General features: G+C 71.6%; 21 protein-coding genes and 1 pseudogene. 7 read left to right on the forward strand and 15 right to left on the reverse strand.

Annotated elements, in window-relative coordinates; all coding sequences use genetic code 11:
- Positions 1-72: 72 nt before the first annotated feature.
- Positions 73-1,401: a hypothetical protein gene (locus E5083_RS07860; protein WP_135784863.1), complete on the forward strand. Its 1,329-nt coding sequence runs from the start codon at positions 73-75 to the stop codon at positions 1,399-1,401.
- Positions 1,402-1,487: 86 nt separating this feature from the next.
- Here E5083_RS07860 and E5083_RS07865 read toward each other — a convergent pair whose 3' ends face one another.
- The 3 genes from E5083_RS07865 to E5083_RS07875 all read right to left on the reverse strand — a co-directional run bounded on the left by E5083_RS07865 (position 1,488) and on the right by E5083_RS07875 (position 3,207).
- Positions 1,488-1,703 (reverse strand): antitoxin, encoded by a 216-nt coding sequence (locus E5083_RS07865; RefSeq protein ID WP_135784864.1) that lies wholly within the window; start codon positions 1,701-1,703, stop codon positions 1,488-1,490.
- Between the two features lie 67 nt (positions 1,704-1,770).
- Positions 1,771-2,574, reverse strand: coding sequence for a maleylpyruvate isomerase family mycothiol-dependent enzyme (locus tag E5083_RS07870; RefSeq protein ID WP_208753997.1), 804 nt, complete (start codon positions 2,572-2,574; stop codon positions 1,771-1,773).
- A 57-nt stretch (positions 2,575-2,631) separates the two neighbouring features.
- The gene (locus E5083_RS07875; protein ID WP_135784866.1) at positions 2,632-3,207 is read right to left on the reverse strand and encodes a cysteine hydrolase family protein; all 576 of its coding nucleotides are present in this window, start codon (positions 3,205-3,207) and stop codon (positions 2,632-2,634) included.
- 208 nt (positions 3,208-3,415) lie between these two features.
- On the opposite strand from E5083_RS07875, the gene E5083_RS07880 reads away from it, so the two are divergent.
- Positions 3,416-5,467, forward strand: a complete 2,052-nt coding sequence (locus E5083_RS07880; protein WP_135784867.1) for an MMPL family transporter — start codon at positions 3,416-3,418, stop codon at positions 5,465-5,467.
- 254 nt (positions 5,468-5,721) lie between these two features.
- On the opposite strand, the gene E5083_RS07885 is transcribed toward E5083_RS07880, so the two are convergent.
- The 8 genes from E5083_RS07885 to E5083_RS07920 all read right to left on the reverse strand — a co-directional run bounded on the left by E5083_RS07885 (position 5,722) and on the right by E5083_RS07920 (position 13,275).
- Positions 5,722-6,363: a fasciclin domain-containing protein gene (locus E5083_RS07885; RefSeq protein WP_135784868.1), complete on the reverse strand. Its 642-nt coding sequence runs from the start codon at positions 6,361-6,363 to the stop codon at positions 5,722-5,724.
- A gap of 82 nt (positions 6,364-6,445) precedes the next feature.
- On the reverse strand, positions 6,446-7,993 hold the full coding sequence (locus E5083_RS07890; protein ID WP_244317421.1) for a molybdopterin-dependent oxidoreductase: 1,548 nt from the start codon (positions 7,991-7,993) through the stop codon (positions 6,446-6,448).
- Positions 7,994-8,133: 140 nt separating this feature from the next.
- Complete coding sequence (locus E5083_RS07895) at positions 8,134-8,928, reverse strand: cytochrome c oxidase assembly protein (RefSeq protein ID WP_135784869.1); 795 nt, start codon at positions 8,926-8,928, stop codon at positions 8,134-8,136.
- The gene (locus E5083_RS07900; RefSeq protein ID WP_135784870.1) at positions 8,925-9,470 is read right to left on the reverse strand and encodes a DUF2243 domain-containing protein; all 546 of its coding nucleotides are present in this window, start codon (positions 9,468-9,470) and stop codon (positions 8,925-8,927) included. Before E5083_RS07900 ends, E5083_RS07895 begins: the two co-directional genes overlap by 4 nt.
- A 109-nt stretch (positions 9,471-9,579) precedes the next feature.
- The gene (locus tag E5083_RS07905) at positions 9,580-10,440 is read right to left on the reverse strand and encodes an MBL fold metallo-hydrolase (RefSeq protein WP_135784871.1); all 861 of its coding nucleotides are present in this window, start codon (positions 10,438-10,440) and stop codon (positions 9,580-9,582) included.
- A gap of 104 nt (positions 10,441-10,544) precedes the next feature.
- Entirely contained in the window at positions 10,545-11,615 is a 1,071-nt protein-coding gene (locus E5083_RS07910) for an NAD-dependent epimerase/dehydratase family protein (RefSeq protein ID WP_135784872.1), read from the reverse strand.
- A 16-nt stretch (positions 11,616-11,631) separates the two neighbouring features.
- On the reverse strand, positions 11,632-12,591 hold the full coding sequence (locus E5083_RS07915; RefSeq protein WP_135784873.1) for an NAD(P)H-quinone oxidoreductase: 960 nt from the start codon (positions 12,589-12,591) through the stop codon (positions 11,632-11,634).
- Between the two features lie 99 nt (positions 12,592-12,690).
- Positions 12,691-13,275: a TetR/AcrR family transcriptional regulator gene (locus tag E5083_RS07920; protein ID WP_135784874.1), complete on the reverse strand. Its 585-nt coding sequence runs from the start codon at positions 13,273-13,275 to the stop codon at positions 12,691-12,693.
- Between the two features lie 96 nt (positions 13,276-13,371).
- Between E5083_RS07920 and E5083_RS07925 the strand changes: the two genes are divergently transcribed.
- On the forward strand, positions 13,372-14,622 hold the full coding sequence (locus E5083_RS07925; protein WP_135784875.1) for an NADH:flavin oxidoreductase/NADH oxidase family protein: 1,251 nt from the start codon (positions 13,372-13,374) through the stop codon (positions 14,620-14,622).
- Between the two features lie 54 nt (positions 14,623-14,676).
- Here E5083_RS07925 and E5083_RS07930 read toward each other — a convergent pair whose 3' ends face one another.
- The 4 genes from E5083_RS07930 to E5083_RS07945 form a co-directional block, all read right to left on the reverse strand.
- On the reverse strand, positions 14,677-16,257 hold the full coding sequence (locus tag E5083_RS07930) for a succinic semialdehyde dehydrogenase (RefSeq protein WP_135784876.1): 1,581 nt from the start codon (positions 16,255-16,257) through the stop codon (positions 14,677-14,679).
- A 14-nt stretch (positions 16,258-16,271) separates the two neighbouring features.
- On the reverse strand, positions 16,272-17,210 hold the full coding sequence (locus tag E5083_RS07935) for an acetoacetate decarboxylase family protein (RefSeq protein ID WP_135784877.1): 939 nt from the start codon (positions 17,208-17,210) through the stop codon (positions 16,272-16,274).
- A gap of 90 nt (positions 17,211-17,300) precedes the next feature.
- The gene (locus E5083_RS07940) at positions 17,301-18,278 is read right to left on the reverse strand and encodes an alpha/beta hydrolase (protein WP_135784878.1); all 978 of its coding nucleotides are present in this window, start codon (positions 18,276-18,278) and stop codon (positions 17,301-17,303) included.
- 167 nt (positions 18,279-18,445) lie between these two features.
- A complete protein-coding gene (locus E5083_RS07945) occupies positions 18,446-19,051 on the reverse strand; it encodes a TetR family transcriptional regulator (RefSeq protein ID WP_208753998.1) in 606 nt (201 codons plus the stop codon).
- Between the two features lie 90 nt (positions 19,052-19,141).
- On the opposite strand from E5083_RS07945, the pseudogene E5083_RS07950 reads away from it, so the two are divergent.
- From E5083_RS07950 to E5083_RS07965, 4 genes and pseudogenes are all read left to right on the forward strand, one after another.
- A pseudogene (locus tag E5083_RS07950) lies at positions 19,142-19,717 on the forward strand (type 1 glutamine amidotransferase domain-containing protein); the annotation flags it as partial.
- Between the two features lie 566 nt (positions 19,718-20,283).
- The gene (locus E5083_RS31140) at positions 20,284-21,444 is read left to right on the forward strand and encodes a hypothetical protein (protein ID WP_167513489.1); all 1,161 of its coding nucleotides are present in this window, start codon (positions 20,284-20,286) and stop codon (positions 21,442-21,444) included.
- Complete coding sequence (locus tag E5083_RS31145; protein WP_167513490.1) at positions 21,441-22,571, forward strand: caspase family protein; 1,131 nt, start codon at positions 21,441-21,443, stop codon at positions 22,569-22,571. Before E5083_RS31140 ends, E5083_RS31145 begins: the two co-directional genes overlap by 4 nt.
- Entirely contained in the window at positions 22,568-24,532 is a 1,965-nt protein-coding gene (locus tag E5083_RS07965; RefSeq protein ID WP_135784879.1) for a hypothetical protein, read from the forward strand. The genes E5083_RS31145 and E5083_RS07965 overlap by 4 nt, the downstream gene beginning before the upstream one ends.
- Positions 24,533-24,545 lie beyond the last annotated feature (13 nt).

The following is a 24,545-nucleotide window of genomic DNA, read 5'->3' on the forward strand; positions in this document are numbered from 1 at the left end:
GTGCCGCGTTGCGGCTCGGGTGCCGGCTGACTCCGACGAAGTCCGCAGCGGCCCTGCCGCCGCCTCTGAACGATGGGTTCGAGATCGCCCCGCCAACTCGAGGTAGGCGGCATAAAGTTCCTCCGGGCAGTGAAGGATTCGCCTGCGGTCTGCTCCGAGGAAGAGGTCGAAGTGATGTTGCTCCCCGACCGGCGCGCCGTGCGGGCACACACGCCGTACGCGCTCCGTATCGTCATGGGGCGACTCGGCCGACTGTCGGCACTGCACGGAACCTTGCTCCTCCTGGGTGTCGTAGGGCTCGTCATCAGCCTGGTCGGCCTCGATGTCGGCTCGATGCTCGCCCTCACGCTGGGGCTGGTCGGCATCCTGCTGTCTGTCATCGGCATAGTCGCGCAGGTCATCGAGGACTGGGTCCGGGTGTCACGGATCTACTTCGACGCCCGGGCGAAGCCTTTCGACGCCTCGTACTCCGCGCCCTATGACGGCTGGAGCCGCGTTCACTTCAATGGTCACTCCTCCGTACACAGCGAGGAACTGGACGCCCGTCTGCGCAACGACCCCGTCATCCCCCTGGAGATCGAACCAGGCCTGTGGAACGTCCCTGCCGAGTACGAGGAAGCACGCCAACTTGTCCGAGTTCGGCTCGACTTCGACGAGCCCAAGATCCGCCTCCACGACGATCTCGTCGCCGAAGCTGATGTGGTGCGAGTCCAGAGGACGCGGTACTCCGCTCACACGGTCACGAACCTCCTCGGGGAGAAGGTGCTGCGTGAGCGGCAGCGTCAACGCGAGCTGGTGCACGGTGATGCCGTACTTCTGCGGAACGGGCAGATCCCCCGGCTGCGTTACAGCAGGTGCTCCAACCATCTCGGGGTCGACGTAGTGGCCGTGTCCTCCAGCGGCAGGGTCGTACTGACCCTTCAGGGGGAGAAGAACACGACTAACCAGGGGATGCTCGCGCCTTCAGGCAGCGGCTCCATGGACTGGGCCGATCTGCAGGCCGCCCCGGACCTGCTCGGACTGGTCAAGAGCGCCATGCTGCGTGAGATGTCGGAGGAACTCGGACTGCGTCGCAGCGAACAGGTCAGCTCGAGCGATGTCCGCGTACTACGGTACGCCCGCGTCACCAATTGGGGAGGCAAGCCCCAGTTCTGCGGTGTGGCCCGGCTCGGTGACGTACGAGAGCAAGTCAGAGGCATAGAGCACCGGTATCACCGAGACCACTTCACCATCGAGTTCGACCCGGACGGCGGGGCTCGGCACTTCGTCGCCACGATCCGCGGCTATGTCCAGGACAACGCCGCTCGCGTCTCGTTCCCGCTGTACGAAACCCTGGACGTGCTCTGTTCCTGGCTCGAGCGGGACCCGCAGGCGTGGGCATGGCTCATGGACAGGGGTTGACGAAGCCGTACACGCCGACAGGGAAAGGGCGGGGACGCGTTCAGCATCTCCCGCCCTCTGTGTTCCCGTGCCGACCCGCAGGGCCGTCAGCGTTCCGGGGTGGTTTCCGGGTTCGTCGGGGTCTCGTTACCGCCGTACGAGCGGCGGACCGCGTCGGCGGCCTTGTCGGTCTGGGTGTCGTACTTGTTGCCCGTACGCTCGTCGATCAGCCGTTCGGCACTTTCGACGCCCTTGTCGGCCTGGTCAGGGTGGCCCTTGGCCAGGTCCTTGGCCTTGTTCGCCAGATCCCCGAACTTGCTCATGGGAAGCCTCCTGCGGTTGGTGCGTACGTCGTTCCCGGCTACGCCTACCCGTCGATTACCCCCTGAATCAGGGCGCTTTGAAGAGGGTGGGGAAGCGCGGCGCGAGCCAGGGCTTGCGGCCCCACGCGAGTACGCCGGCGCGCGCCATGGCCTGCCAGGGGCCTACGCGGCCCAGTGCGATGAGCAGGAAGGTGACCGGCGCGGTGAGGATCGTGCACTCGGAGCGCTCCGGCGGGCCGGGGAGGACCTCGACGGCCCCCTCGGTGAAGGTGACCCCGAACGTCTCGCCGCCCCGGACCCGCAGGGTGTAACGGGCCGTCAGCCCGGCCGGAGCGGCCGCCACCCGCGGCATCGCCGTCTTCAGGAACGGCAGGCACAGCCCCACCCGCGTCCGGTCGATCATGTGCGGCCGGCCCACCCCCCGCGCGAGGTCCCAGCCGTGGCCCAGCATGTGGGTCAGGAGGTACGAGGCGAGCACGTCCTTGGTCATGGGGCCCAGGGGGGTGACGAGGGTCCGGGCCGGGTCGGCTTCCGCCACCGCCGCCAGGAACGCCTCCGCCTGCTCCACGATCATCGCGGCCAGCGGTTCCGCCCCGCGCTCCGGGAACTCGGTGAGACCGCGCGCGTTGGCCGCCGCGAGGCTCTGCGGTGTGCCGTCGCCGTAGGGGCGGTCCTGACCGGCGGCGAGGTCGGCCATCAGGCCGTTGGCCAGGGCCAGATGGGCGGCGGTCTCCCCGACGGTCCACTCAAGCCCCGGTACGGGCGCGGCCGGGTCCGTCGCACCGTCCAGCAGCGCGGCGATGGACCGGGCCGTCTCCCGTATCGCCCGGCCGAGTCCCTCCGGCAGGGCGTCCCCGCTGCTCGTCTCCACGCCGCCCGCTCTCCTCAGGTCTGGATGATCATGCGGTACGAAACCAGACCCACCTGTTCAGGACAAGGGCCGCGGCGCTCCGATCGCGCCGAGCCAGTCCGCGATGGTGAAGACGTCCGCCCACTGCGGGAACAGCCGCTCGACGAGCATCCGGTGCACCTCGGGGTCGGTGTCGAGACAGCCGTCCGCCAGGACGGTCACGCCGAGGTCCAGGTCGACCGCGTGCCACAGGGTGGACAGCACCACGGCACTGGTGGCGATGCCGGTGAGCACGAGGCTGTCGATGCCCCGAGCCCGGAGTACGAGATCTAGGTCGCTGCCCGAGAACGCGCTCCCCCGCCGCTTGGTGACCACGACATCCCCCGGCCAGGGCGCGATGCCGGGATGGATCTCGGAGCCCGGAGCGCCCTCGGTGAACAGCCCGGCACGCAGGACGTTCGCCATCACCTTGCTGCGCGTGCTGACCTCGGGATCGCCGGGCCGCAGCCCCATCCTCACGTAGATCACCGGGATGCCGGCGGCCCGCGCGCCGTCGATCGCCCCGCGCAGGCGTGGCAGATAGCCGGAGCCGTCGTCGGCGAGGTCCACCACGTCCCGCTGGACGTCCATCACCAGGAGCGCACTGCTCGTCATGCCCGCCGTCCTCCACCGTCAGGAGCCAAGAGCGCTCATCGTCGCACCGCGCCCGCACTCCGCCAACGGAGGTAATCGGGGCCCTTTCACCGATCCCCACGGGGTGGCGGCACCGGATCACCCGCGAAGGAGTCGAGCATCCATGGATTCGGACGGTGCCGTGTCGGAGCGCGGGCGTCGGAACCGTCCCCACGCGTGAGGTGAGGTAGTGCGTTTGTTCCGCCGGCAGTTCGTGGTGGCCCGGTTTCCGGTGTTCGTCGTGGCCGCGTGGCTGGTCGTGGCGGTGTGCACGGCCGCCTTCCCCGGCCGGCTGGCGTCGGAGGCGGCACAGCGGCCGGCGACGACGCTGCCCGCGTCGGCGGAGTCGAGCCGGGTGGCGGAGGAGGTGGGAGGGCCGGCCGGGGGGCCGCCGGTCGTGATCGTGTGGGAAGCCACCTCGGCCAAGCGGCTGAAGGCGGGTGCGGCACAGGGGGTTCTCCGCAGGCTGCCCCGTTCCGTCGGCTCCCCCGGCGCCGTGACGGCCTCGGCCGACGGCCGTTCCCTCGTCTGCGTCGTCACCCTCACCGACGCGGACAACGCGAGGCTCGGCCCCTCCCTGGAGCGCGTCCGGAAGACCGCCGAGGCCCTGCCGGACAGCAAGGCCCGGCTGGCGGGACCGGCCGCCGGGCAGGCCGACCTGGCGACCTCCTTCGAGGGCATCGACGGCAAGCTGCTGATCATCGCGCTGGCCGCCGTCGCCGCCATCCTGTTCCTCGTCCACCGGAGCGTCCTGCTGCCCCTGGTGGTGGCCGCGTCCGGGGTCGTCGCGCTGACCCTGTGCAGTGCGGTGCTGTACGCGCTGCGGAGCTGGGGCGTGCTGATGGTCGACGGGCAGGTGCAGGGCATCCTCTCCGTACTGGTCATCGGCGCGACCACGGACTACGGCCTGCTTCTGCTGGCCCGGTACCACGAGCACGCGCCGGAGATGTCGGCCCCGGTCGCCATGTGGACGGCCTGGCGGGCGAGTTGGGCGCCCGTCGTGGCGAGCGCGGCGACGGTGGCCTGCGCCATGGTCGCCCTGCTCCTCAGCGCCCTCCCCGGCAACCACTCCCTGGCGCTCGCCGGTGCCGTGGCGATGGCCTGCTGCGTACTGGCCGCGCTGACCTTCGTCCCGGCTGCCGTACTCCTCGGCCCGCGCGCGATGTTCTGGCCCCGCGGACCGCACTCCGGCCGGTCCGGCGGGCGGGGCTGGACTCTGGTCACGTCGGTGGTCGAGCGGCACGCGCGTCCGGTGTGGACGGTGGGCTGCGCGCTGCTCGCGGGCTGCGCCGCCCTGGCCGTACTGCTGGCTCCCGGCGGCCTTCCACTGAGCGAGGCGCTCACCGCGCGGGCGCCGTCGGTACGCGCCCAGTCGGCCCTGGCGGCACACTTCCCGGCGGGCACCGGCAGCCCGGCCATCGTGGTGACCGATGCCGAGGGCGCCGCACGGACGCGGCAGCGGGTGGCGGAGACGCCGGGGGTCGCCCACACCGAGGTCGTCACGACCCGGCCCCGCACCACCCTTGCGGCCACCCTCGACAGCGCCCCGGACAGCAAGCGCGCCCAGGAGACCATCGCCCGTCTCCGCGCGGCCACGGCCGGCCGGGCCCAGGTCGGGGGCTATCCGGCTCAGGTGTACGACATGCAGCAGGCGGCCGAGCGGGACCGTACCCGGGTACTGCCCGCCGTCCTGGTGATCGTGCTGCTGCTCCTGCTCGGGCTGTTGCGGAGCCTGGCGCTGCCCGTCGTGCTCGTCGTCGTGGCCGTGGCCAACTTCCTTGCTGCGCTGGGCATTTCGGCGGTGATCTTCGCCATCACCTTCGGCTCGGCCGCGACGGAGCCCTCCCTGGTCCTGTTCTCGTTCGTCTTCCTGATCGCGCTCGGGGTGGACTACAACATCTTCCTGATGCACCGCGTCCGCCGGGAGTCCCTGCTCGCGGGCCAGCGCATCGGCACGCTCAAGGGCCTGCGCGCCACGGGGAACGCCATCAGCTCGGCGGGGGTCGTGCTCGCCGTCACCTTCGCCACCCTGACCGTGATGCCGCTGCGCTATCTCGCGCAGATCGGCATCATCGTCGCGGTGGGCGTCCTGCTCGACACCCTGTTCGTCCGCCCGTTCCTCGTCCCGGCCTTCACCCTCGACATGGGCCCCTGGGTGTGGTGGCCGACGAAGCCACCGGCGGGCCCCAGCCTGGGCAACGTGGGTGAGCAGCGGTCTCAGGCGGAGATGGCGTCGGTCTGACCACGTGGACGGCGTACCGCCTCACCGCCGGACGCTGCTGGTCCCGTCGGCCGGACGACACCGAGCGAGCCTGCTCAACAGGCTGCCCCGCGCGCTGACTTGGCGGGTGATGGAGATCCGGCGCAATACATCTTCGCGGGCGCTCCTCGGGAAGTTCTCGTCAGTCGTGGTCAATAGGGTCCCCCTGTCGGGCTCGGTACAGCGGAAACCCGCCCAGGCCGTCGGCAGCCTGGGCGGGAGCGGGTATGTCCGGGTCAGCTCTTGGGCATGAGGACGGTGTCGACGATGTAGACGTTGGCGTTGGCGGTCTTGACGTTGCCGCAGACGACCTTCGAGGAGTCGTTGACGGTGTACGACTCGCCCATGCCGGAGGTCATGACCTTCGACTTCTCCAGGGTGTCGAAGGAGCCGTTCTCCAGGTCCTTCGGCGCGAGCTTCTGGCCGACGACGTGGTAGGTCAGGATCTTGGTGAGCTGGGCCTTGTCGGCGAGGACCTTGTCCAGCGTGGCCTTCGGGATCTTGTTGAAGGCGTCGTTGGTCGGCGCGAACACCGTGATGTTCTGGGCGTTGTTGAGCGTGTCGACCAGACCGGCCTTCTTCACCGCGGTGACCAGCGTGGACAGTGCCGGGTTGTTGGAGGCGGCCGTGGCGACCGGGTCCTTGGCCATGCCGTCGAAGGAACCGGCGCCGTTCTTCGGCACCGAGGAACAGGCCGGGCCGAACGGCTGGTCCATGCTGCTCATGCCCGCGCTGCTCTCCGGGGCCGACGCGGAAGCCGACGCCTTGGAGTCGGACTTGGCCGAGTCGCTGTCGCTGCCGGAGCAGGCGCTGAGCGCGAGGGGCAGCATGACGGCGGCCGAGACGAGACCGGTGGTGCGGCGGATGCGAGCGTTCATCGGGTTTTCTCCTGTTATCGAAAAGCAGCAATAAGCTGCGCGGTGGGGGGAGTTGGTCAGGGGGCGGGGAGCCGGTCCGGGCTCACTCCGCGGTCACGACGACGGAGTGCCAGCCACTCGCGCCGTCGGGGATGGTCCGCGCGCGCTTCTCCGTCTGCACGCTTCCGGTGCGGTCGGTGGCGCGCACGGTGAGGGTGTGGGACCCCTTGGTCGCCTGCCAGGGGAACGACCACTGGCGCCAGGTGTCACGGGTGTCCTCGGCGGCGAGATGCGCCTCCTGCCAGGGACCGTCGTCCACCCGGACCTCGACCTTGTCGATGCCCCGGTGCTGGGCCCAGGCGACCCCGGCCACCATCACGGTGCCGGACTTCGGCCGGGCGAACGGCTTGGGGGTGTCGATCCGGGACTGCGTCTTGATCGGCGCCTTCCGCGCCCAGCCGCGCTTCACCCAGTACGGGTCGTAGGAGTCGAACGTGGTGAGTTCGATGTCCTGAATCCACTTGCAGGCGGAGACGTACCCGTACAGGCCGGGCACGAGCATGCGGACCGGGAAGCCGTGCTCGAAGGGCAGCGGTTCGCCGTTCATGCCGACGGCGAGCATGGCGTCGCGGCCGTCCATGATGTCCTCGACAGGAGTGCCGATGGTCATGCCGTCCACCGAGCGGGCCACCAACTGGTCGGCCGGTCCGCCGCGCGAGGGCGCCTTGACCCCGCATTCGGCGAGCAGGTCGGCCAGGCGGACGCCTATCCAGCGGGCGTTGCCGACGTACGGGCCGCCGACCTCGTTGGACACACAGGTCAGGGTGATGTTGCGCTCGATCAGCCGTCGGCGCAGCAGGTCGTCGAAGGTGAAGGTCGCCGGCCGGGTCACGCCCTTGCCGTGGACGCGGAGTTGCCAGGCGGTGGCGTCCACCTTGGGCACCACCAGGGCGGTGTCGACGCGGTAGAAGCTCTTGTTGGGCGTGACGTACGGGCTGACGCCGTCGACCCGCAGGGCGGTCCGCGCCGGTACCGGCTGCGCGGGCGAGCCGGGGCGGGGCAGCACGACCTGCTTGCGGGAGGCGACGGCGTCCCCCGCCCGGTTGCCGCTCAGCGTCCGGCCGACCCCGCCCACGACGGCGGACGCGGCGGCCGCTGAGGTGGCCGCGATGACGAAGCCCCGGCGGTCCCACGTACCGGACTCGCCGTCAGGGACCGGTACGGGGGTGACGAGGCGTCCGGCCAGGAAGTACAGGAGCAGCGCCCCCACGACGGCCCCGATCAGGGACGGCATCGCGTCCGTGAAGCCTCGATAGTCCGGGCGGGTGAGGGCGGCCGTCGCGCCGATGACGCCGAACAGCAGGACACCGGCCGCTCCGACGACCCGGCGGCGTACCGCCAGCGCGCCCAGGCCCAGGGCGAGAAGCGCGAGGACGAGGAGGATGCCGAGCTGGAGCACCAGCTTGTCGTTGGTGCCGAAGTGACGGATCGCCCAGTCCTTGACCGCCGCCGGGGTCTGGTCGATGGAGGCCCCGCCGACCACAACGACGGGACTGGCCTGGGGCCGTACCCCCGCCGCCACCAGCTCGGCCACCGCCAGTGCGGCGGACCCGGCGAGCACGCCGCTCAGCGCGCCCAGCGCCGTCCGCACCGGCCCCGGTGATGTCCTTGGGTCGCTCTGTTCCTCACTCACGGGGGGAATCCGGGGCCGGGTGGGGGGCCGGATTGGTGCCTTCCTCAGATCGGATGAAGACGCATCTCACACCAATCCGGGGGGCGTTCGGCGACGGATCACAGGGATGCGGCGGTGCGGGAACGTGCCCGTACACCGCTCCGCCGTTCCGGGCGCCAGGTGGTCACGAGGGCGACGGCCAGCAGGAGTTCGGCGATGTCTCCGCCGTAGTACATGATCTCCGCGCCGCGCCGGACCTGGTCGATGGGCGCGTGTACGTCGGTGAAGAATCCGCCGTAGAGGGCCTGGGCGATCAGCGCGTGGGCGGCGATGGCGACGCCCAGGCAGGTGAGCCGGGCGGGTACTCCGGGCCGGCCGGGGGCGGGGTCGGGGCCCGCGATGGCGTGCGCGAACAGGCAGCCGGAGAACAGGAAGTGTGCCGCCATGAGCCAGTGCCCGGCGGGGTGGCTCATGGCGGTGTTGTACAGCGGAGTGAAGTACAGCACCGCCAGGCTGCCCGTGCTCAGCAGGAGCGCGCTGACCGGATGGGCCGCGAGGCGAGCGGGCGGGCTATGCAGGACGGCCGTGATCCGGCGGGCCCCGGCGGGCGGCAGCGCGCGCAGGGCCAGGGTGACGGGGGCGGCGAGCACGAGCGCCAGGGGGGCGTACATCCCGATGAGCATGTGCTGGGCCATGTGCGCGGGGAAGTTGGTGGGCGCCGGGGGCACCAGGGCGACGGCGAGGAGGGTCAGCCCGGTGACGAAGGAGACAGTGCGCCAAGTCGGCCAGCCGGAGGCGGGGTTGCGGCGTACGGCCCGTCGCACGGCGAGGCGGTGAAGCACGGCGAGGGCCAGCAGCACCAGGACGACCGTCACCGCCTGGGTCGGACCCGACGCGTGGTGGTGTTCCGTCATGCGCCGCGCGGGGTCGCGGGGTCGTGGAAGCGGCCGCCGCGCCGGATCAGGTGGCCGACGGCCACGAACAGCGCGCCGAGGACGAGGAACCCGGCGTCCCACCATGCCTGGTAGGGCCCGCCGTGCACATGGTGGATGCCGAGGATCTGGTGGTCGAGGATGCCTTCCACCAGGTTGAAGACGCCCCAGCCGGACAGCACCCATCCCCACAGCACCCGCGAGGTCCACACGGTGCGCCGGTCGTGGGTGACACGGGAGTACAGGACGGCGAGGCCGAGCAGCACGGCGATCCAGCACAGGGCGTGGAAGACGCCGTCCCACACGGTGTTCATCTCCAGCCCGGACACCGTGTGCGGGTCGTAGTACTTGACGCCGATGCGGTCGTGATTGGTGCTGGTCAGCATGTGGTGCCACTGGAGGAGCTGGTGCAGCAGGATGCCGTCGACGAACCCGCCGAGGCCGACGCCGAGCAGCAGTCCGGGCAGCCGGAGGCTCGCGGGTGCCGTGTCGGGCGGCCGGGCGGTGCCCGCTGTGGTGGCCATCGGCTGTGCTCCGTCCGGTGGGCATGCGCTACGGTCCGTCCGCACACGGTTTCCCCCCGTGAGCGCGGCCGACACACGCTCCGCCCGGCTTCCGCCCGGTCGGCTCCGCTCACCGCACGGGCGCCGCCTCGACCACGGGCCGCCCGCCGGGGCGCAGGGCGACACGCTCGCCGCGTCCGCACGGTACGAGCCGTGCGCCGAGCCCGCGCTGCCGTACGGCGGCGAGGAAGTCGCTCAGCGGCGACTTCATCACGGTGTACTCCTCGTAGTGCACCGGCAGCACCCACTCGGGGTCCAGCCGCTCGGCGAAGCCGGCGCCCTGGGCTCCGGTCATGGTGACGAGGAAGCGGCCGGGGAGCATGGTCCCGCCGAGGTGGAGGACGGCGAGGTCGAGGTCGGGACAGCGACGGGCGATGGCCGCGACGATGGACGGGAAGGGCAGCGTGTCGCCGGACAGGTAGAGGCGGAGCACGGGCGGGCCACCGAGCGGGCCGAACTCGAGCAGGCTGCCCATGACCTGCGGCAACAGCGGCCGGAGCAGGCCGCCCGCGTGCTGCCCGGGCAGCGAGGTGACTCTCACCTGGGTCTCCCGGCCGGTCACCGTACGGCTCTGCCAGGTCTCCAGCGCGGTGGCGTGCGGGAAGCCGTGCAGGCGGCGGAGTTTCCGGGCGGCCTGCGGTGTGGTGAGGACGGGGAGGTCCGAGTCGAGGCCGCGCCGGGCGACCCGGTCCCAGTGGTCCCCGTGCAGATGGGACAGCACGATCGCGTCGATGCCGGCGGGCAGGTCAGCGACGCCGAGGGTGGGCTCCAGCAGACGGCGGCTGACGAGGCCGTGCCCGAGGTAGGCGTACTGGCCCCGGTGGAGGAAGTTGGGGTCGGTCAGCAGGGTGACGTCGCCGTAGCGGATGAGAAGCGTGGCGTTGCCGATGAAGTGGCAGGTGACGGGTGGGTCCTGCGGGGTCGCGGTCATGTACGCCTCCTCGGGTCGCCGGTGGCCCCGAGGGACCGGGTGACCCGGCGGGCGCGGTCGAACCGCGGACGGGCGGACCGGTCGGCGCGGAACGGCGCCCGGCGCTATCGGCCCCCGGCCCCGACGACCTGCCCGAACATCTCCTCCATCGACGCCTGCGCGGGCCGGTACCGCACCCCCAGGTCGCGGCGGCTCTTGGTGGTGTCCACGCGGAGGTCGTAGCCGATGTTGCGCCGCAGGTACCCGCGTTCGAGTCCCGCCGCCGGTGCGAGGGCGACCGCCAGGGGCTTGGGGAGGTCGCGGCGGGGCAGGGGGTACGAGCCGTAGGCCGGGAGGAGGCGGCGGGCGAGGTCGACGATGTCGGTGGACTCGGCCGCGAGGAGGTGGCGGCCTTCCGCGTCGGGGAGGAACGCGGCGGCCAGGTGGGCGTAGGCGATCTCGCGTACGTCGACCACGGTCAGCGCGACGCGCGGGGCGCCGAAGCGCATCCGGCCGCTCGCCATCTGCCGGGCGATGGTGAAACTCTCGCTCGTCGGCGCGGAGTTGAGGGCGGGGCCGATGACCAGGCCGGGGTTGACGGTGACCAGGCGCCAGCGGTTCTGCTCCTGCGCGATCCGCCAAGCCTCCAGCTCCGCCAGCGTCTTGGAGTAGCTGTACGGCTCGCGGGTCAAGGAGGAGGTCGTGTTCCAACTGTCCTCGGTGACGGTCCGGCCGGGGTACGTGAGGATGTCCTCCGCGTCCCCGATCATCGCCGCGACCGAGCTGGTCAGCACCACCCGCTCGACACCCCCGACCTCTCCGGCGGTGCGGAGCACATTGCGCGTGCCCCGCACCGCCGGGTCGACGAGGTCTCGCTGGGGGTCCCGTACGGAGCGGACGAACGGGGAGGCGGTGTGGACGACGATCCGGCACCCCCGCATGGCCTCCGTGTACGAGCCCTCGCGCAGCAGGTCGGAGGCGAACAGGCGCAGCTTCCCGGGCGAGGCGTCGGCCGCGTCCTGGAGGTGCTGCACCTTCTGGGCGTTGCCCGGATCACGGACGGCGGCGTGCACGGTGACCCCCGCGTCGAGCAGGGCCTTCACGATCCAGCCGGCGACATAGCCCGTGGCGCCGGTGACCAGGACAGGGGCGCTCGTGTCGACGGGCAGGGCGCCGAGATCGACGTGGGTGTCCATCGGGTGCTCCTCCGCGCTACTCGTTCACCAGCAGGATCTTGCCCACGTGGCCGCCGACCTCCATCAGCCGGTGTGCCTCGGCGGCCCGGGACAGGGGCAGGCGCTGGTCGATGACGAGTCCCACGGCGCCGCTCTCGATCATCGGCCACACCTCGTCCCGCACCTGGGCGATGATCTCGGCCTTCTGCTCCTTGGACCGGGTGCGCAGGGTCGTGCCGTGCACGGACAGGCGCTTGAAGACCAGCTCCGCCAGGTTGAGGTTGGCTTCGAGGCCGTCCTGGAGGCCGATGACCACCAGGCGTCCGTCGGGGGCGAGGGAGCGGATGTTGCGTTCGAGGTAGCCGCCGCCGACGACGTCCAGGATCACGTCGTAGGGGCCGTGCTCGGTGAAGTCCTCGGTGCGGTAGTCGATCGTGACGTCGGCGCCCAACTCCCGTGCGCGGGCCGCCTTCTCGAGACCGCCGGCCGTGGTGACGACCCGCGCGCCCAGCGCCTTGGCGATCTGGATGGCGAAGGTGCCGACGCCTCCGGCCCCGCCGTGCACGAGGAAGGTCTCGCCCTTCTTGAGGTGGGCGGTCATCACGATGTTGGACCAGACGGTCGCCACCGCCTCGGGCAGCGCGGCGGCCTCGACCAGACCGATGCCCTTGGGTATGGGGAGCAGTTGGCCGTCCGGCACGGCGACCTTCTGTGCGTAGCCGCCGCCCGTGAGCAGCGCGCAGACCTCGTCGCCCACCTGCCAGTCGGTCACGCCCTCGCCGAGGGCGCTGATCCGGCCCGAGACCTCGAGGCCGGGGTACGGCGAGGTGCCGGGCTGGAGGGGGTAGAGGCCGTAACGCTGCATGACGTCCGCGCGGTTGAGGGCGCTGGCGACGACGTCGACGACGACCTCACCGGCGGCGGGCGTCGGGTCCTCGACGTCCACCCACTCCAGGACCTCGGGACCGCCGGGCTCCTTGATCGACACTGCCTTCATGACGCTCCGTCCATCGAATCCACGGGCCCCCGAAGCCCGTATGTTTACAGTACACACATTAGGCAGCGGGTGTGTGCACTGTCAACATGATCCCGAGCCCTAACGGCTTCCCGCCACGCTGAACACCGCCTGAACCGCCGCGCGCACCTGCGCGTCCACCACCTCCGGCGTCGAGGAGTCGAGCTTGCCGTCCAGATGCAGGAAGGCCAGGCCGTGGACGAGTGCCCACACCGTGGTCGCCAACGCGTCCGGGTCGGCGCCAGGGAAGGCGGCCTGCACGATGCCGCGGACGTAACCGGAGATGGCGGCGGTCGCCGCGACCCGCTCCTCGCTGTTCGGGTCGCACGGCTCGGCGAACATCACCCGGAACATCGCGGGCCGGTCCAGCGCGAACCGCACGTACGCGACCGCGACCGACGCCAACTCGTCCGGGGTCCGGGGGTCGGGATGGGCGGCGGCCAGGGACTCGGCGAGTTCGCGGTACCCCTCGGCGGCCACCGCTGAGACCAGGGCGTCGCGGTCCGCGTAGTGGCGGTAGGGGGCCGTGGCCGACACGCCCGCCCGCCGCGCCACCGCGCGCAGCGACAGCCCGGCGCTGCCGTCCTCCTCCAGCAGTTCCCGCGCGGCACGCAGGCAGGCCGCGCGCAGATCGCCGTGGTGATACGAGCTGCTCGCTTGCGGCATAGGTCACACTCCCTGAAGTTTACGGCGCTTACATTCCTGGCTTAATGTGAACGCTGTACACATTGTAAGCGATGGAGATCGAGAGGGGAAAGCAGGATGACCAGCGAACTGTTCTCGCCGTTGTCCCTGCGCTCCGGGCAGGTACTGCGCAACCGGATCGCCAAGGCGGCCATGGAGGAGAACATGGCGGCCGACGGCCAGTTGCCCGGAGCCGAGCTGCTCGGGCTGTACCGGCGCTGGGCCGAGGGCGGTGCCGGACTGCTGATCACGGGCAACGTCATGGTCCACGCCGAGGCGCTGACCGGTCCGGCCGGTGTCGTCCTCGACGAGGCCGCGCCGCTGGAGCCGTTCACCGAGTGGGCGAAGGCCGGCAAGGCGGGGGGCGGGGCGATCTGGATGCAGATCAACCACCCCGGCCGCCAGATCGGCTCCGACATGCCCGGCGTCGTATGGGGTCCCTCAGCGGTCGGCGTCGACCTGGGCAAGCACAGCGGCCGCTTCGGCCGCCCGGTCGCCATGACCGCCCGGCAGATAGAGGAGACGGTCACCCGGTACGCGGTGACCGCCCGGCGCGCCGAGCGGGCGGGCTTCGACGGGGTCGAGGTGCACGCGGCGCACGGCTATCTGCTCTCGCAGTTCCTCTCCCCCTTGGTCAACAAGCGCACCGACCAGTGGGGCGGCTCGCTGGAGAACCGGACCCGGATGCTGCTGGACGTGGTCCGCGCCGTACGGACCGCCGTCTCGCCCTCCTTCGCGGTGGCCGTCAAGCTCAACTCCGCCGACTTCCAGCGCGGGGGCTTCGACGCGGACGACGCGCGCCAGGTGATCGAGATGCTCGCGCCGCTCGGTGTCGACCTGGTCGAGCTGTCCGGCGGCAGCTACGAGAGCCCGGCGATGTCCGGCCGGGCCGCCGACGCGCGTACGCAGGCGCGTGAGGCGTACTTCCTGGACCTGGCGAAGGACCTGGTCGGGTCCAGCCCGGTGCCGCTGATGCTGACCGGGGGCATCACCCGGCGGGAGACCGCCGAGCGCGTCCTCGACAGCGGGGTGGCGGTCATCGGGATGGGCACCGCGCTCGCCGTCACGCCGGACCTGCCGGAGCGCTGGCGCACCGGCGGCGAGGCCGAGCGGCAGCTCCGGCCGGTGACCTGGTCGGACAAGGCGCTCGCCTCGGCCGCGAGCATGGCGCAGGTCCGCCACCAGATGCGCCGCATCGCGCGCGGCGGCAGGCCCACACCGGGCACCCACCCGGTGGTCGCCCTCATCGCCGAGCGCCGCAAGCAGCGCCGGGCGTTGCGCCGCTACCGCGACTGGCTGAGCACGGAACGGCTCGCCGCACAGCGCTGAAGCGACGACAAGGCGGCGCGGCTCCGATCGGAGCCGCGCCGCCTTGTCGTCGCTTCAGCGGGAGCCGACCGCCTTCAGCACCTTCAGCGCGCCGGTCAGCAGCGCCGCCCAGGTCTCCGGCGGGATGCTCTTCGGCGGGGTGAACCCCTGGACGCGCTGGTGAGCGACGTTCTGGGCCTCGGTGTACTTGAGGATGCCCTCGGCACCGTGGCGCCGTCCGAGCCCGGAGTCCCCCATGCCGCCCATCGGCGCGTCGACACTGCCCCACGCGGCGGCGAACGCCTCGTTGACATTGACCGTGCCCGCGTGCAGCCGGGCCGCCACGGCACGGCCCCGCGAGGCACTGCGGGACCAGACGCTCGCGTTGAGGCCGTACGGCGTGGCATTGGCCCGCGCGATCGCCTCGCTGTCGTCGCGCACGGGGTAGATGGACACGACGGGCCCGAACGTCTCGTGCTCGTACAGCGTCATGTCCGGCGTGACACCGGCCAGGATGGTCGGCTCGTAGAACAGTGGTCCCAGGTCCGGGCGCGCCCTGCCGCCCGCGAGGACCTTCGCCCCCTTGGCCACCGCGTCGTCCACATGCTCGGTGACGGTCTTGAGCTGGGCGGCCGTGGTGAGGCTGCCGACGTCGTAGCTGAAGTCGTACGCGCCGCCGACCTTGAGCCGCTCGGCTCGGGACACGAAGGCGTCCACGAACCGGTCGTGCACCGAATCCGCCACGTACAGACGCTCGATGGAGACGCAGAGCTGCCCGGCCGAGGGGAAGCACGCGGCGACGGCACCGTCGGCGGCCTTCTCTATGTCGGCGTCGTCCAGGACCAACATGGCGTTCTTGCCGCCGAGTTCGAGGGACGAGCCGATGAGCCGCTCCCCCGCGTCCCGCGCGATCTTCCGGCCGCTGGCGGTGGAGCCGGTGAACATCATGTAGTCCGCGTTGTCCATCAGCGCACCGCCGATGGAACTGCCCCGCCCGATCACCATCTGCCAGACACCGGAGGGCAGTCCGGCCTCCCGCATCAGTTCCAGCGACCACAGCGCGGTGAGCGCGGTCTGGGTGTCGGGCTTCTGGACGACCGCGTTGCCGGCCATCAGCGCCGCGACGGCGTCGCCGGCGGCCATGCTCAGCGGGTAGTTCCAGGGCGAGACGACCGCGACGACGCCCTTGGGGTGGCGCAGTTCGGTGGTGTGGGTGAGCAGCGGGATCGCACCCCGGCGCCGCTTGGGCGCGAGGTACCGGGAGCCGTTGCGGGCGTAGTACCGGGACACGACGGCGATGTCCACGACCTCGAGGAACGCGTCCCGGCGGGTCTTGCCGTTCTCGGCCTGCATCAGGTCCAGCGCCTCGTCCTGGCGGGCGAGGACGAGGTCGTGGAAGCGGAGCAGGATCTGCTTGCGCCGACTCAACGGGGTGGCGGCCCAGTTGCATTGGGCGATCCGGGCGCGGGCGAAGGCGTCCTCGACGTCGGCGGGCGTGGAGACCGGGAGGTCGGCCAGGGGCGCGCCGGTGTAGGGGGCGGTGGTGGTCACGCGTACGGCGTCGGGCGCCGCGCTGACGCGTGCCGCCAGCCGCTCGATCCTGGCCGGCGTCAGGGACGCGGGCAGCGGGGCGTGGGTGGCTTGGGCGGTGGCCATGGCGGGGCTCCTGTCTACCGGGTACGGACCGAGGTCGGGACCGGCATGTGCAGGGCGAGCTGCCCCTCGGTCATGACGTCGAACTGGATGGTCCGCATCGGCTTGAGGGAGCGCAGGTCGTCGGCCATGCGCCCCTGTCCGACCGTGAGCTGGAGGTCGCGCGGGAGAAGCGCGGTACCGGCCGAGAGCACGTTGGTCTGGCTCAGGGTGGAGTGCCAGGCGCCGTCGATCGCGGTGTACGAGGTGAGCGACGAGACGCGCTTGCCGCTCGGGAAGCTGTTCTGGGCCGGGGTGGGCGCGGAGAGCGCGAGGTCGACGCCGCCCGCGTCGTTGGCCACCCGCGCGGTGGTGCGGTGGGCGTCGATGTCGACGTCCAGGCCGGTCACCCACTTGGGGAAGCCGTAGCCGTCGTGGCCGCGCACCTGGGCGATCTCGGTGCTGACCGGCAGGGAGAGCACGTAGGAGTCGAGGTGCTCGTTCTTGAGCGCGGAGACGAGGTCGAAGAAGCCCAGCCTGCCGTGGCGGGCGGGCTTCACGGCGATGCCGACGGCGGCCTCGGTGTAGAAGTCGATGTCGCACACGTCGTACCGGAAGAACATCGCGGAGACGAGGCCGAGGCCCGGCGCGACCTCCAGCGGGGCCAGTTCGCGGGGCAGCCGGGAGCGGATGGCGCGGGTGGGCGCGAGCATCGTGAGCCGGGCGGTGGAGATGCGGTAGTAGAAGTTCGGGGTGAGGGTCTCGCCGATGGGCGAGTCCACCTTGGTCTTGGGCAGCTTCCGGAAGAAGTCCACTCCGCTGACGCGGGGGTCGCGGGCGATCGCGTCGAGATCGGTGTCCATCCGGTACCGGTCGTACAGGCCCCCCTTGGGGACGGTGACCGAGCGGCCGCCCAGGTCGACCTTGACGGTTTCGTGCTGGGGGGCGGTTTCGCGCTGGGGCTGGGACGAGGGCATGACGCGGCTCCTGGCAACGCATGTTGACGGTGATTACATCAGCGTAGCCACCAATGTAAGCACCGTCAACACATAGCCGCGCGGGCCGTTTCAGTCGTCCTGGTGCAGCGCCGATCCGAGGAAGTCGATGGCGATCTTGCGGGCGATGTTGGCCGCGCGGGTGTCGCGCAGGCTGTCCAGGAGCAGGAAGTCGTGGACCATGCCCGCGACCCGGACCGAGGTGACGTCGTTGCCCGCCTCGCGGAGCTTGTTGGCGTACTCCTCGCCCTCGTCGCGCAGCACGTCCGCCTCGTCGGTGATGACCAGCGTCGGCGGCAGGCCCTTCAGCTCCTCCAGCGACGCCTGGAGCGGGGCGGCGTACTTCTCGGAGCGCTGGGACGGGTCGGAGGTGTAGGCGTCCCAGAACCACTTCATGCCGTCGCGGGTGAGGTAGTAGCCCTCGGCGAACTGCTCGTAGGACGGCGTGTCGAAACCGGCGTCGGCCACCGGGTACAGCAGGGCCTGGGCCTTGAGGTCGATGCCGCCGCGGTCCTTGTTCATCAGCGCGAACACGGCCGACATGCAGCCGCCGACGGACTCGCCGGTGACGGCGATGTTCGAGGTGTCCAGGCCGTGTTCGGCGCCGTGCTCGAGGACCCACTGGCCCACGGCGTAGTTCTGCTCGACCTGGGTCGGGTACTTGGCCTCGGGCGCACGGTCGTAGACCGGGAAGACGCCCGCCGCGCCCGCGCCGACGGTGAGTTCGCGGAAGAGGCGGTCGTGGGTCTTGTCGTCGCCGAAGACCCAGCCGGCGCCGTGGATGTAGATCAGCACCGGCAGCGGGCCGGTCACACCCTTGGGGCGGATGATGCGGGTGCGCACGGTGCCCCACTCGCCCGCGTCCACGTCGACCCACTCCTCGTCGACCTCGGGGCGGGGCACGCTGGTGTCGCTCTGCAGGTCCGCGAGGATGGCCCGGCCCTGTTCCGGCGGGACCTCGTAGATCCGGGGGTGCGGATCGGTCGCCTCGGTCAGCTCCTTGGCGGCGGGTTCGAGGTACGGGGTGACGGGCGGCGGGATGTCGGACATGGCCACTCCTCGGTCTGTTCCTTCGGGCACGCGAGTGCCCCCTCGCACGGCCGGTCCGGCCGCTGGTGGTGACGGCTGCCCCGAGCCGGGGATCACCCACACATGTGATCCCCCCTCCGTCCATGTTTGGGGGCCCCGCCGTGCACCGCAAACCGGCCCCCTCCGCCTCATGTGTGCGGGATGTCCACGAAGCCGAAGATCTCGCCGACGAGGGCCGCGAGGGTCCGGCCGTCCTCGTCGTCGGCCCAGGTTTCGAGGGCGACGTCGAAGCAGGCCAGGGCGGTGTTGACCATGGTCTGTGCCTTCAGCCGGGCGACCGGGCCGCCGGGCTCCAGCCGCGCGGCGAGTTCGGGCACGAGCATCCCGGTCCAGGCGAGGTGCTTCTCCAGATACCGGGCGCGCAGGGCCGGGGTGTGGCAGATGACGCGGGTCGCCCGCTTCCAGCGCGCGGCCTCGCCGTCCATCACCTCGGCCGCGACGACGAACGTGTCCCGCAGCGCGCCCCAGGGTGTGTGCCCGTCGAGGTGGCGGCGCAGCTCGTCGCGGACCTCCTCCGCGGTGGGGATGCGGTCGCCGAAGACCACGTCCTCCTTGTTGGGGAAGTAGCGGAAGAAGCTGCGGGGGGAGATGCCGGCCGCCCGCGCGATGTCGGCGACGGTCACCTGGTCGAAGCCGGACGCGTCGAACAGCTCCAGGGCCGTGTCGGACAGGGCCTCCGTGACGAGCCGGCGGGTCCGCAGCCGCAGACCGGGCGTGGTGCTGTTCTCCCTCATACCGAGAGGCTAGCAGTGCCACTCTTGGCACACTGTGACAGAAGTGGCGTACGGTGTTGCGCACGGGCTCCGTCGCAGGGAGAAACAGCCATGACCAAGGTCCTCTTCGTCGTGTCCGCGGCCGATCACTGGACGCTGAACGACGGAACCAAGCACCCCTCGGGCTACTGGGGCGAGGAGCTGGCGATGCCGCACAAGATCTTCAGCGAGGCCGGCTGGGAGATCACGATCGCCACACCGGGCGGCAAGCCCCCGACGCTGGACCGGCTGAGCATGTCCCGCACGGCCGGCCTGCCCGGCAAGCTCCGCGAGGTCGGCCGGTATCTGGAGTCGATCCAGGCCGAGTTGGACAGCCCGCTGCCGCTGGACGGCGTGCACCCGGCCGAGTACGACCTCATCTTCTACCCCGGCGGGCACGGCCCGATGGAGGACCTGGCCTACGACGAGGTCTCCGGCGAGCTGCTCACCCGCGTACTCCACTCCGGCAAACCGCTGGCCCTGCTGTGCCATGCCCCGGCGGCGACCCTGGCCTCCCGGAACGCGGACGGCTCGTGGCCGTTCGCCGGGTACCGGATGACGGGGCTGTCCAACACCGAGGAGAAGCTCAACAGCTTCGGCCGCAAGGCGCCTTGGCTGCTGGAGGACCGGCTGCGCGGCCAAGCGGCTGGTGTCCGACCTGGGCGGGAGCTGAGCGGGGCGAACGGCCGCATCCTTCTGCTGGGCGCGACCGGCTACACGGGCGGTCTCGTCTGGACGCCCTGCTCCGCCGGGGCACCCGCCCGGCCCTGGCCGGCCGCAACGCCGCCGCCCCGGCGGCCTCGCCGAACGCCACGACGGCCTCGACCATGCGGTGCTGGTCACTACCGTGGGCCCCTTCGAGCACCTCGGGTACCCCGTAGCAGAGCCCGCTGCCGAGGCGGGCGCCCACTACATCGACTGCCCCCGGCAGCACACCCCTGGCGGAGGTCCACTTGGAGGGCCCCAGCGCGTACAGCCTCACCGGTGAGCTGATGGCTTGTGCGGAGATGGGGTTGATGGCGGCTTGAGATACCACCGCCCACCTGACGAACCATCATGGATTTATATCAAGCCAATCCGAAAACTCATCACATAGTGGGGCTGCGTCTGTACGGTGGCTTCTCCGGGTTGCGGTGCCCGGGCGGGGGCCGAGGGGGACAGATATGCCGTTGGTGTTCGTCCATGGAGTGGCCAATCGGATCGATGGCCCGTATGTGGAAGAGACAGCGGCCCGGCGGGCGTTGTTCGAGCAGTATGTGACGGCGGGCTGGTCCCGCTCGGACGGTAAGCCGGCCGAGGTTCTTCAGCCCTATTGGGGACGGGACGGCGCGTCGCTGGCCTGGGGCGGAGCCAGCGTCCCGAACAGCGGTCACGTCGCCGAGCGTTTCGGGGAGGGGGACGCCGACGCGCCGCTCCTGGACATCGTCTCGCAGGTCGTACCCGACGGCGCACGGGCGGACGAGCGGCTGCTCACCACGGCACGGACGTCGATGAGCGACGCCCTGGACCTGTTGTGGGCGTCCGCCTTCCTGGCGTCACCGGACAGCGCGCGGGAGCTGGCGTCCGCGTCGGCGACGGCGACGGCCCTGATGGAGTCGGCCCCCGCATGGCTGGCGGAGGTCGCCGACGACGAGGAGTTCACGGTCCGGCTGTGCCAGGAGATCGAGGACCACGCCGAGGAGACGCAGGCGGGTCGCGAGAGCTTCGGCATCGGCCCCGTTCGCACCGCGTTGCACGAGGGCGTCGTGAAGGTCCGGGAGGCAGTGGCGGACCGCGCGACGGCGCCGGTGGCCGACCGGTTGCGAGCGGAACTGGCCCCGCGCGTCACCGAGTTCCTCGGCGATGTCCTGACCTACTACCGACGACGTCCGGCCACCGGGGCGGGCGGCGGCATCGGCGGGAAGATCGCAGACGTCCTGCGCGAGGCGAATACCCGGCGCGGTCCGCGAGATCCCTTCGTGCTGGTGGCCCACAGCATGGGCGGGAACATCGTGTACGACCTGCTCTCCGGCCCGCTGGCGGACGAGGGCCTGACGGTCGACCTCCTGGTGACCGCGGGCTCGCAGGTCGCCTTCTTCGAAGAGCTGAGCCTGTTCTCGCCGCACCCCCCGGACGTACCGGGCACAGCGGGCCTCAAGCTGCCGATGCCGGCCGGTGTCGGCAGGTGGCTGAACGTCTACGACATGAACGACCTGCTGTCATTCCGTGCCGGACCCGTCTTCGAGGGCGCGGAGGACTACAGCTTCCGGTCCGGCCGGCTGCGTGCCCACAGCGCCTACTTCCTGACGCCGAGCTTCTACGCGCGCCTCGGCGAGCGCCTCGGGCCCCTGCGGTCCGGTCTGCCGGACGGCGCCGGCGGGGACGGCTGTCGGTGACCTACCTCCTGGACGCCGCCCCCGGCGAGGGCCCCCAGGTGCACGCGCTGGTCATCGGGGTGGGGGCGTACCGCCACCTGCGCGGGGGCGCCGATCCCGTCCGGTACGACACCATGGTCACCCGGCAGCTCACCTCCCCGCCCCTGTCCGCACTCGCCTTCGCCGACTGGGTCGTGCACGACCTGCGCCATCCCGTCGCCGAGCCGGGCAGCGTGGACGTGCTCCTCTCCCCGGGCGAGGCGCGGGGGCCCGACGGGCACATACGGGAGGTCGAGGTGCCCTCGGCGGACGCCGTACAGCGGGCGGTCGACCGGTGGTGGAGCCGCTGCGACAGTCACCCGGACAACGTCGCGCTCTTCTACTTCAGCGGGCACGGTCTCGACAACGGCAGTCCACTGCTGCTGCTGGAGGACTTCGCCCGCAGCCGGAACCGCATCCTGGACGCCGCCGTCGACCTCCACGGCCTCGTCCAGGGGATGCGGTCCTGCCGCGCGGGACACCAGTACTTCTTCCTCGACGCCTGCCGGGAACGTACGGCCCGGCTGGACCGCCTGCGGGACACGCACACCCTGCCGCTGCTGGACATCCAGGACGGTCCCGAGCGGCGGAGTGATCTCACCGTCGTCCCGGCGGCCCTGTCCGGCGGCAGCGCGTACGCGGACCGGCACCAGGTGAGCGACTACACCCGGGCCCTTCTCGACGCGCTGACGGGACGCGCCGCCTCCCTGCTCGCCGGCCGGTGGCGGGTGACCAGCCTGGCCCTCTACGAGGCCGTGTACGCCCTGACCCGCACCGCGCCGCCGACACAGGTGCCGGGCATGAACGTGCACGGCAACTCCGTCCTGCATGTCCTCCAGGGGCCGCCGCAGGTGCCGTTGGGGGTCCGGTGCGATCCCGACGCCGCCGCCCCGCTGGCCGATGTGTCCTTGTCCGCGCTCGCGGCCGCCGGAGGCAAGCCGGTGCTCGAACTGCACGACACGGTGTGGCGGACGGTCGCTCCGGCCGGTGTGTACACGGTGGGCGTGGAGTTCCCTTCCGGTCACTACGCGGCGCCCTTCCCGGCGGGGGTACACGCCTTCCACCCTCCGGACCTCGAGTACACCGTCGCGGTGGAGCGTGCCCGGTGACCGTGACGCGCGTGCTGCTCAGCGGGCCGCCGGGGACACCCGTGGCGGCGGAGATCCTGGACACGGAGTCGGGTGAGGTGCGCACGGCGGTCGTGGTGGCCGGCCGGCCCTTCGAGACGGAACTCCCGCCCGGCACCTACCTCGTGCGGCTGACACCCCCGGCGCTCGACCGGACGAGCGCCGCCGTGACGGTACCGGCCGACAGCCCCACGGCCGCAACAGTTCAATTCACCCTGCACGATCCGCGCACCACCCCGGTCAAGAGCCATGCGGTCCGGGTGAAACAGGCGTCGGACGCCTCCCCTCTCCGGCGCCTGCTCCGGCGCGGGGCCGAACGCCAGCCGCCTCTCCCGCCCGACGAGGCGTTGCGCAAGGCGCGGGAGATCACGGGCACCGGGGTGTTCGTATGCGACGCGGACGGCACGTGGCTGAAACCGATGGGGGTGGCGGACCAGTACACGGTCAGTCGTCCGGCGGACGGCGACGACACGGCCGCGTACCTCTGTGTGACGCGGGGTCAGGACCGGCCGGCCCGTTTCGTGGCGCTGCCTGCCAACTGCGTCGGGCGTGTCATCGGGCCGGTGCGGTCCGACGACGTCGAGGCTGAGACCGAGGTGCGGCCGGCGGACCCCGATGCCCGCGCCCTGCTGGACTACCGGGCGCAAGGGCGCCTCGGCGCCGCCGCTGTCATCACCGACCACGTGGAGCACGCCGTCGGCACCAGGATCAGGGCCGGCCGAGGCGACCCGGCCGCGGGCTGCGCGGTGGCCTACCACCTGATGGACCATCCGGACCGTGATCGCGCGCCGCGGTGGATTCGGCTGCTGGCCGAGGCGTTCCCCTCCTCGGCCGACGTGTCGCTGCTGGTGGCCTGGTCCCGGCTCGAGCGGGCGGAGGAGCCCGTGACCCGGGAGACCAGGGACCGCCTGATCGGCGCCGCCACGGACGCGCCGCTGGGCCTTCCGGTCTATCTCGCGGGACTGCGGCTGCTGCGTACCGTGCTGGAGCGACTGGACCGGAGAGACCGCGCGTGCGGCGAGTGGGACCCGCGGCTCGCCTCGGCGACGCGCACCGTGAACGCCTATCTGATCGCCGCCGATCCCGCGAGCCCGTTGGTCTCGTACACAGGAACCGGCCTGCGCACTCCCTTGGCGGCGGAGGACTGCGTCGCCGTCGGGGCGGACAGGAGCTCCGCGCCCGACGCCTCACCGCTCGCACGGACGTTCGCGAAGGCCCTGGACCGGCTCGGAACCGTGACGGCGGGTCTGCAACAGACCGTCAGCCTCCCGCTGTTGAGCCTCACCTGGAGCGCGCTTCCCGATGGCAGCGGACAGGTCTTGTCGGTCGACAGCCGGAGCGAGGCGGCCGGGTCCGACCTGGGGGCTCTGCCGCTGGTCCTGGTGGGGGCCGACGGCTGGCGGATGGAGGTGGCCCGTCTGTCCGACGCGGGGACGGCGACGTTCAGCCTTCCCGCCGCCGCCACCGCCAGGCTGGTCACCCCGGAGCCGGCGGAGTCGGAGGATGCCGTCGTGGTGCCGCCCCCGCTGCTGGTGCATACGGCGGCCTCCGGCCCGCAGCGGGACCACCGCGTCCTCACCGAGTTGCTCGAATTCGTGCTGGAACCGGCACCCGGCCTGGACCGCTGGCGGCTGACCGCGCGCCGGCGCGGGCCCGGCCCCGACGCGGGCTGGGCGCTGGTCGGGCAGCGCTCGGCGGACGACGGGCCCTACCACCTCTTCGCGCTGCCGCTGGCGGGCGGCAACGGGCCCGGCACGGAATCGACGGTGCTGCTGGGAAAGGGGTCGGAGCCGCTCGACTGGTACGTGGTGCCCGAACCGGCCGGCGATCTGCCGCCGAGCGGCCGTGCGGCGATCCTGTCACGAACGCTCGCCCGGGCGGCCGACCAGTGGACCCGCACGGCCATCCAGGCGGCACTGTCCGCGCTGGCAGAGGAAAGCTGACAGGGGAAAGGGG

The sequence above is a fragment of the Streptomyces bauhiniae genome, from assembly GCF_004784475.1.
Classification (GTDB): Bacteria; Actinomycetota; Actinomycetes; order Streptomycetales; family Streptomycetaceae; genus Streptomyces; species Streptomyces seoulensis.

Coding starts and splice junctions, on each gene's coding strand:
- E5083_RS07860 (WP_135784863.1), top strand. CDS start 73: ATGGGTTCGAGATCGCCCCGCCAACTCGAGGTAGGCGGCATAAAGTTC.
- E5083_RS07865 (WP_135784864.1), bottom strand. CDS start 1,703: ATGAGCAAGTTCGGGGATCTGGCGAACAAGGCCAAGGACCTGGCCAAG.
- E5083_RS07875 (WP_135784866.1), bottom strand. CDS start 3,207: ATGACGAGCAGTGCGCTCCTGGTGATGGACGTCCAGCGGGACGTGGTG.
- E5083_RS07885 (WP_135784868.1), bottom strand. CDS start 6,363: ATGAACGCTCGCATCCGCCGCACCACCGGTCTCGTCTCGGCCGCCGTC.
- E5083_RS07895 (WP_135784869.1), bottom strand. CDS start 8,928: ATGACGGAACACCACCACGCGTCGGGTCCGACCCAGGCGGTGACGGTC.
- E5083_RS07900 (WP_135784870.1), bottom strand. CDS start 9,470: ATGGCCACCACAGCGGGCACCGCCCGGCCGCCCGACACGGCACCCGCG.
- E5083_RS07905 (WP_135784871.1), bottom strand. CDS start 10,440: ATGACCGCGACCCCGCAGGACCCACCCGTCACCTGCCACTTCATCGGC.
- E5083_RS07910 (WP_135784872.1), bottom strand. CDS start 11,615: ATGGACACCCACGTCGATCTCGGCGCCCTGCCCGTCGACACGAGCGCC.
- E5083_RS07915 (WP_135784873.1), bottom strand. CDS start 12,591: ATGAAGGCAGTGTCGATCAAGGAGCCCGGCGGTCCCGAGGTCCTGGAG.
- E5083_RS07920 (WP_135784874.1), bottom strand. CDS start 13,275: ATGCCGCAAGCGAGCAGCTCGTATCACCACGGCGATCTGCGCGCGGCC.
- E5083_RS07925 (WP_135784875.1), top strand. CDS start 13,372: ATGACCAGCGAACTGTTCTCGCCGTTGTCCCTGCGCTCCGGGCAGGTA.
- E5083_RS07930 (WP_135784876.1), bottom strand. CDS start 16,257: ATGGCCACCGCCCAAGCCACCCACGCCCCGCTGCCCGCGTCCCTGACG.
- E5083_RS07935 (WP_135784877.1), bottom strand. CDS start 17,210: ATGCCCTCGTCCCAGCCCCAGCGCGAAACCGCCCCCCAGCACGAAACC.
- E5083_RS07940 (WP_135784878.1), bottom strand. CDS start 18,278: ATGTCCGACATCCCGCCGCCCGTCACCCCGTACCTCGAACCCGCCGCC.
- E5083_RS07945 (WP_208753998.1), bottom strand. CDS start 19,051: ATGAGGGAGAACAGCACCACGCCCGGTCTGCGGCTGCGGACCCGCCGG.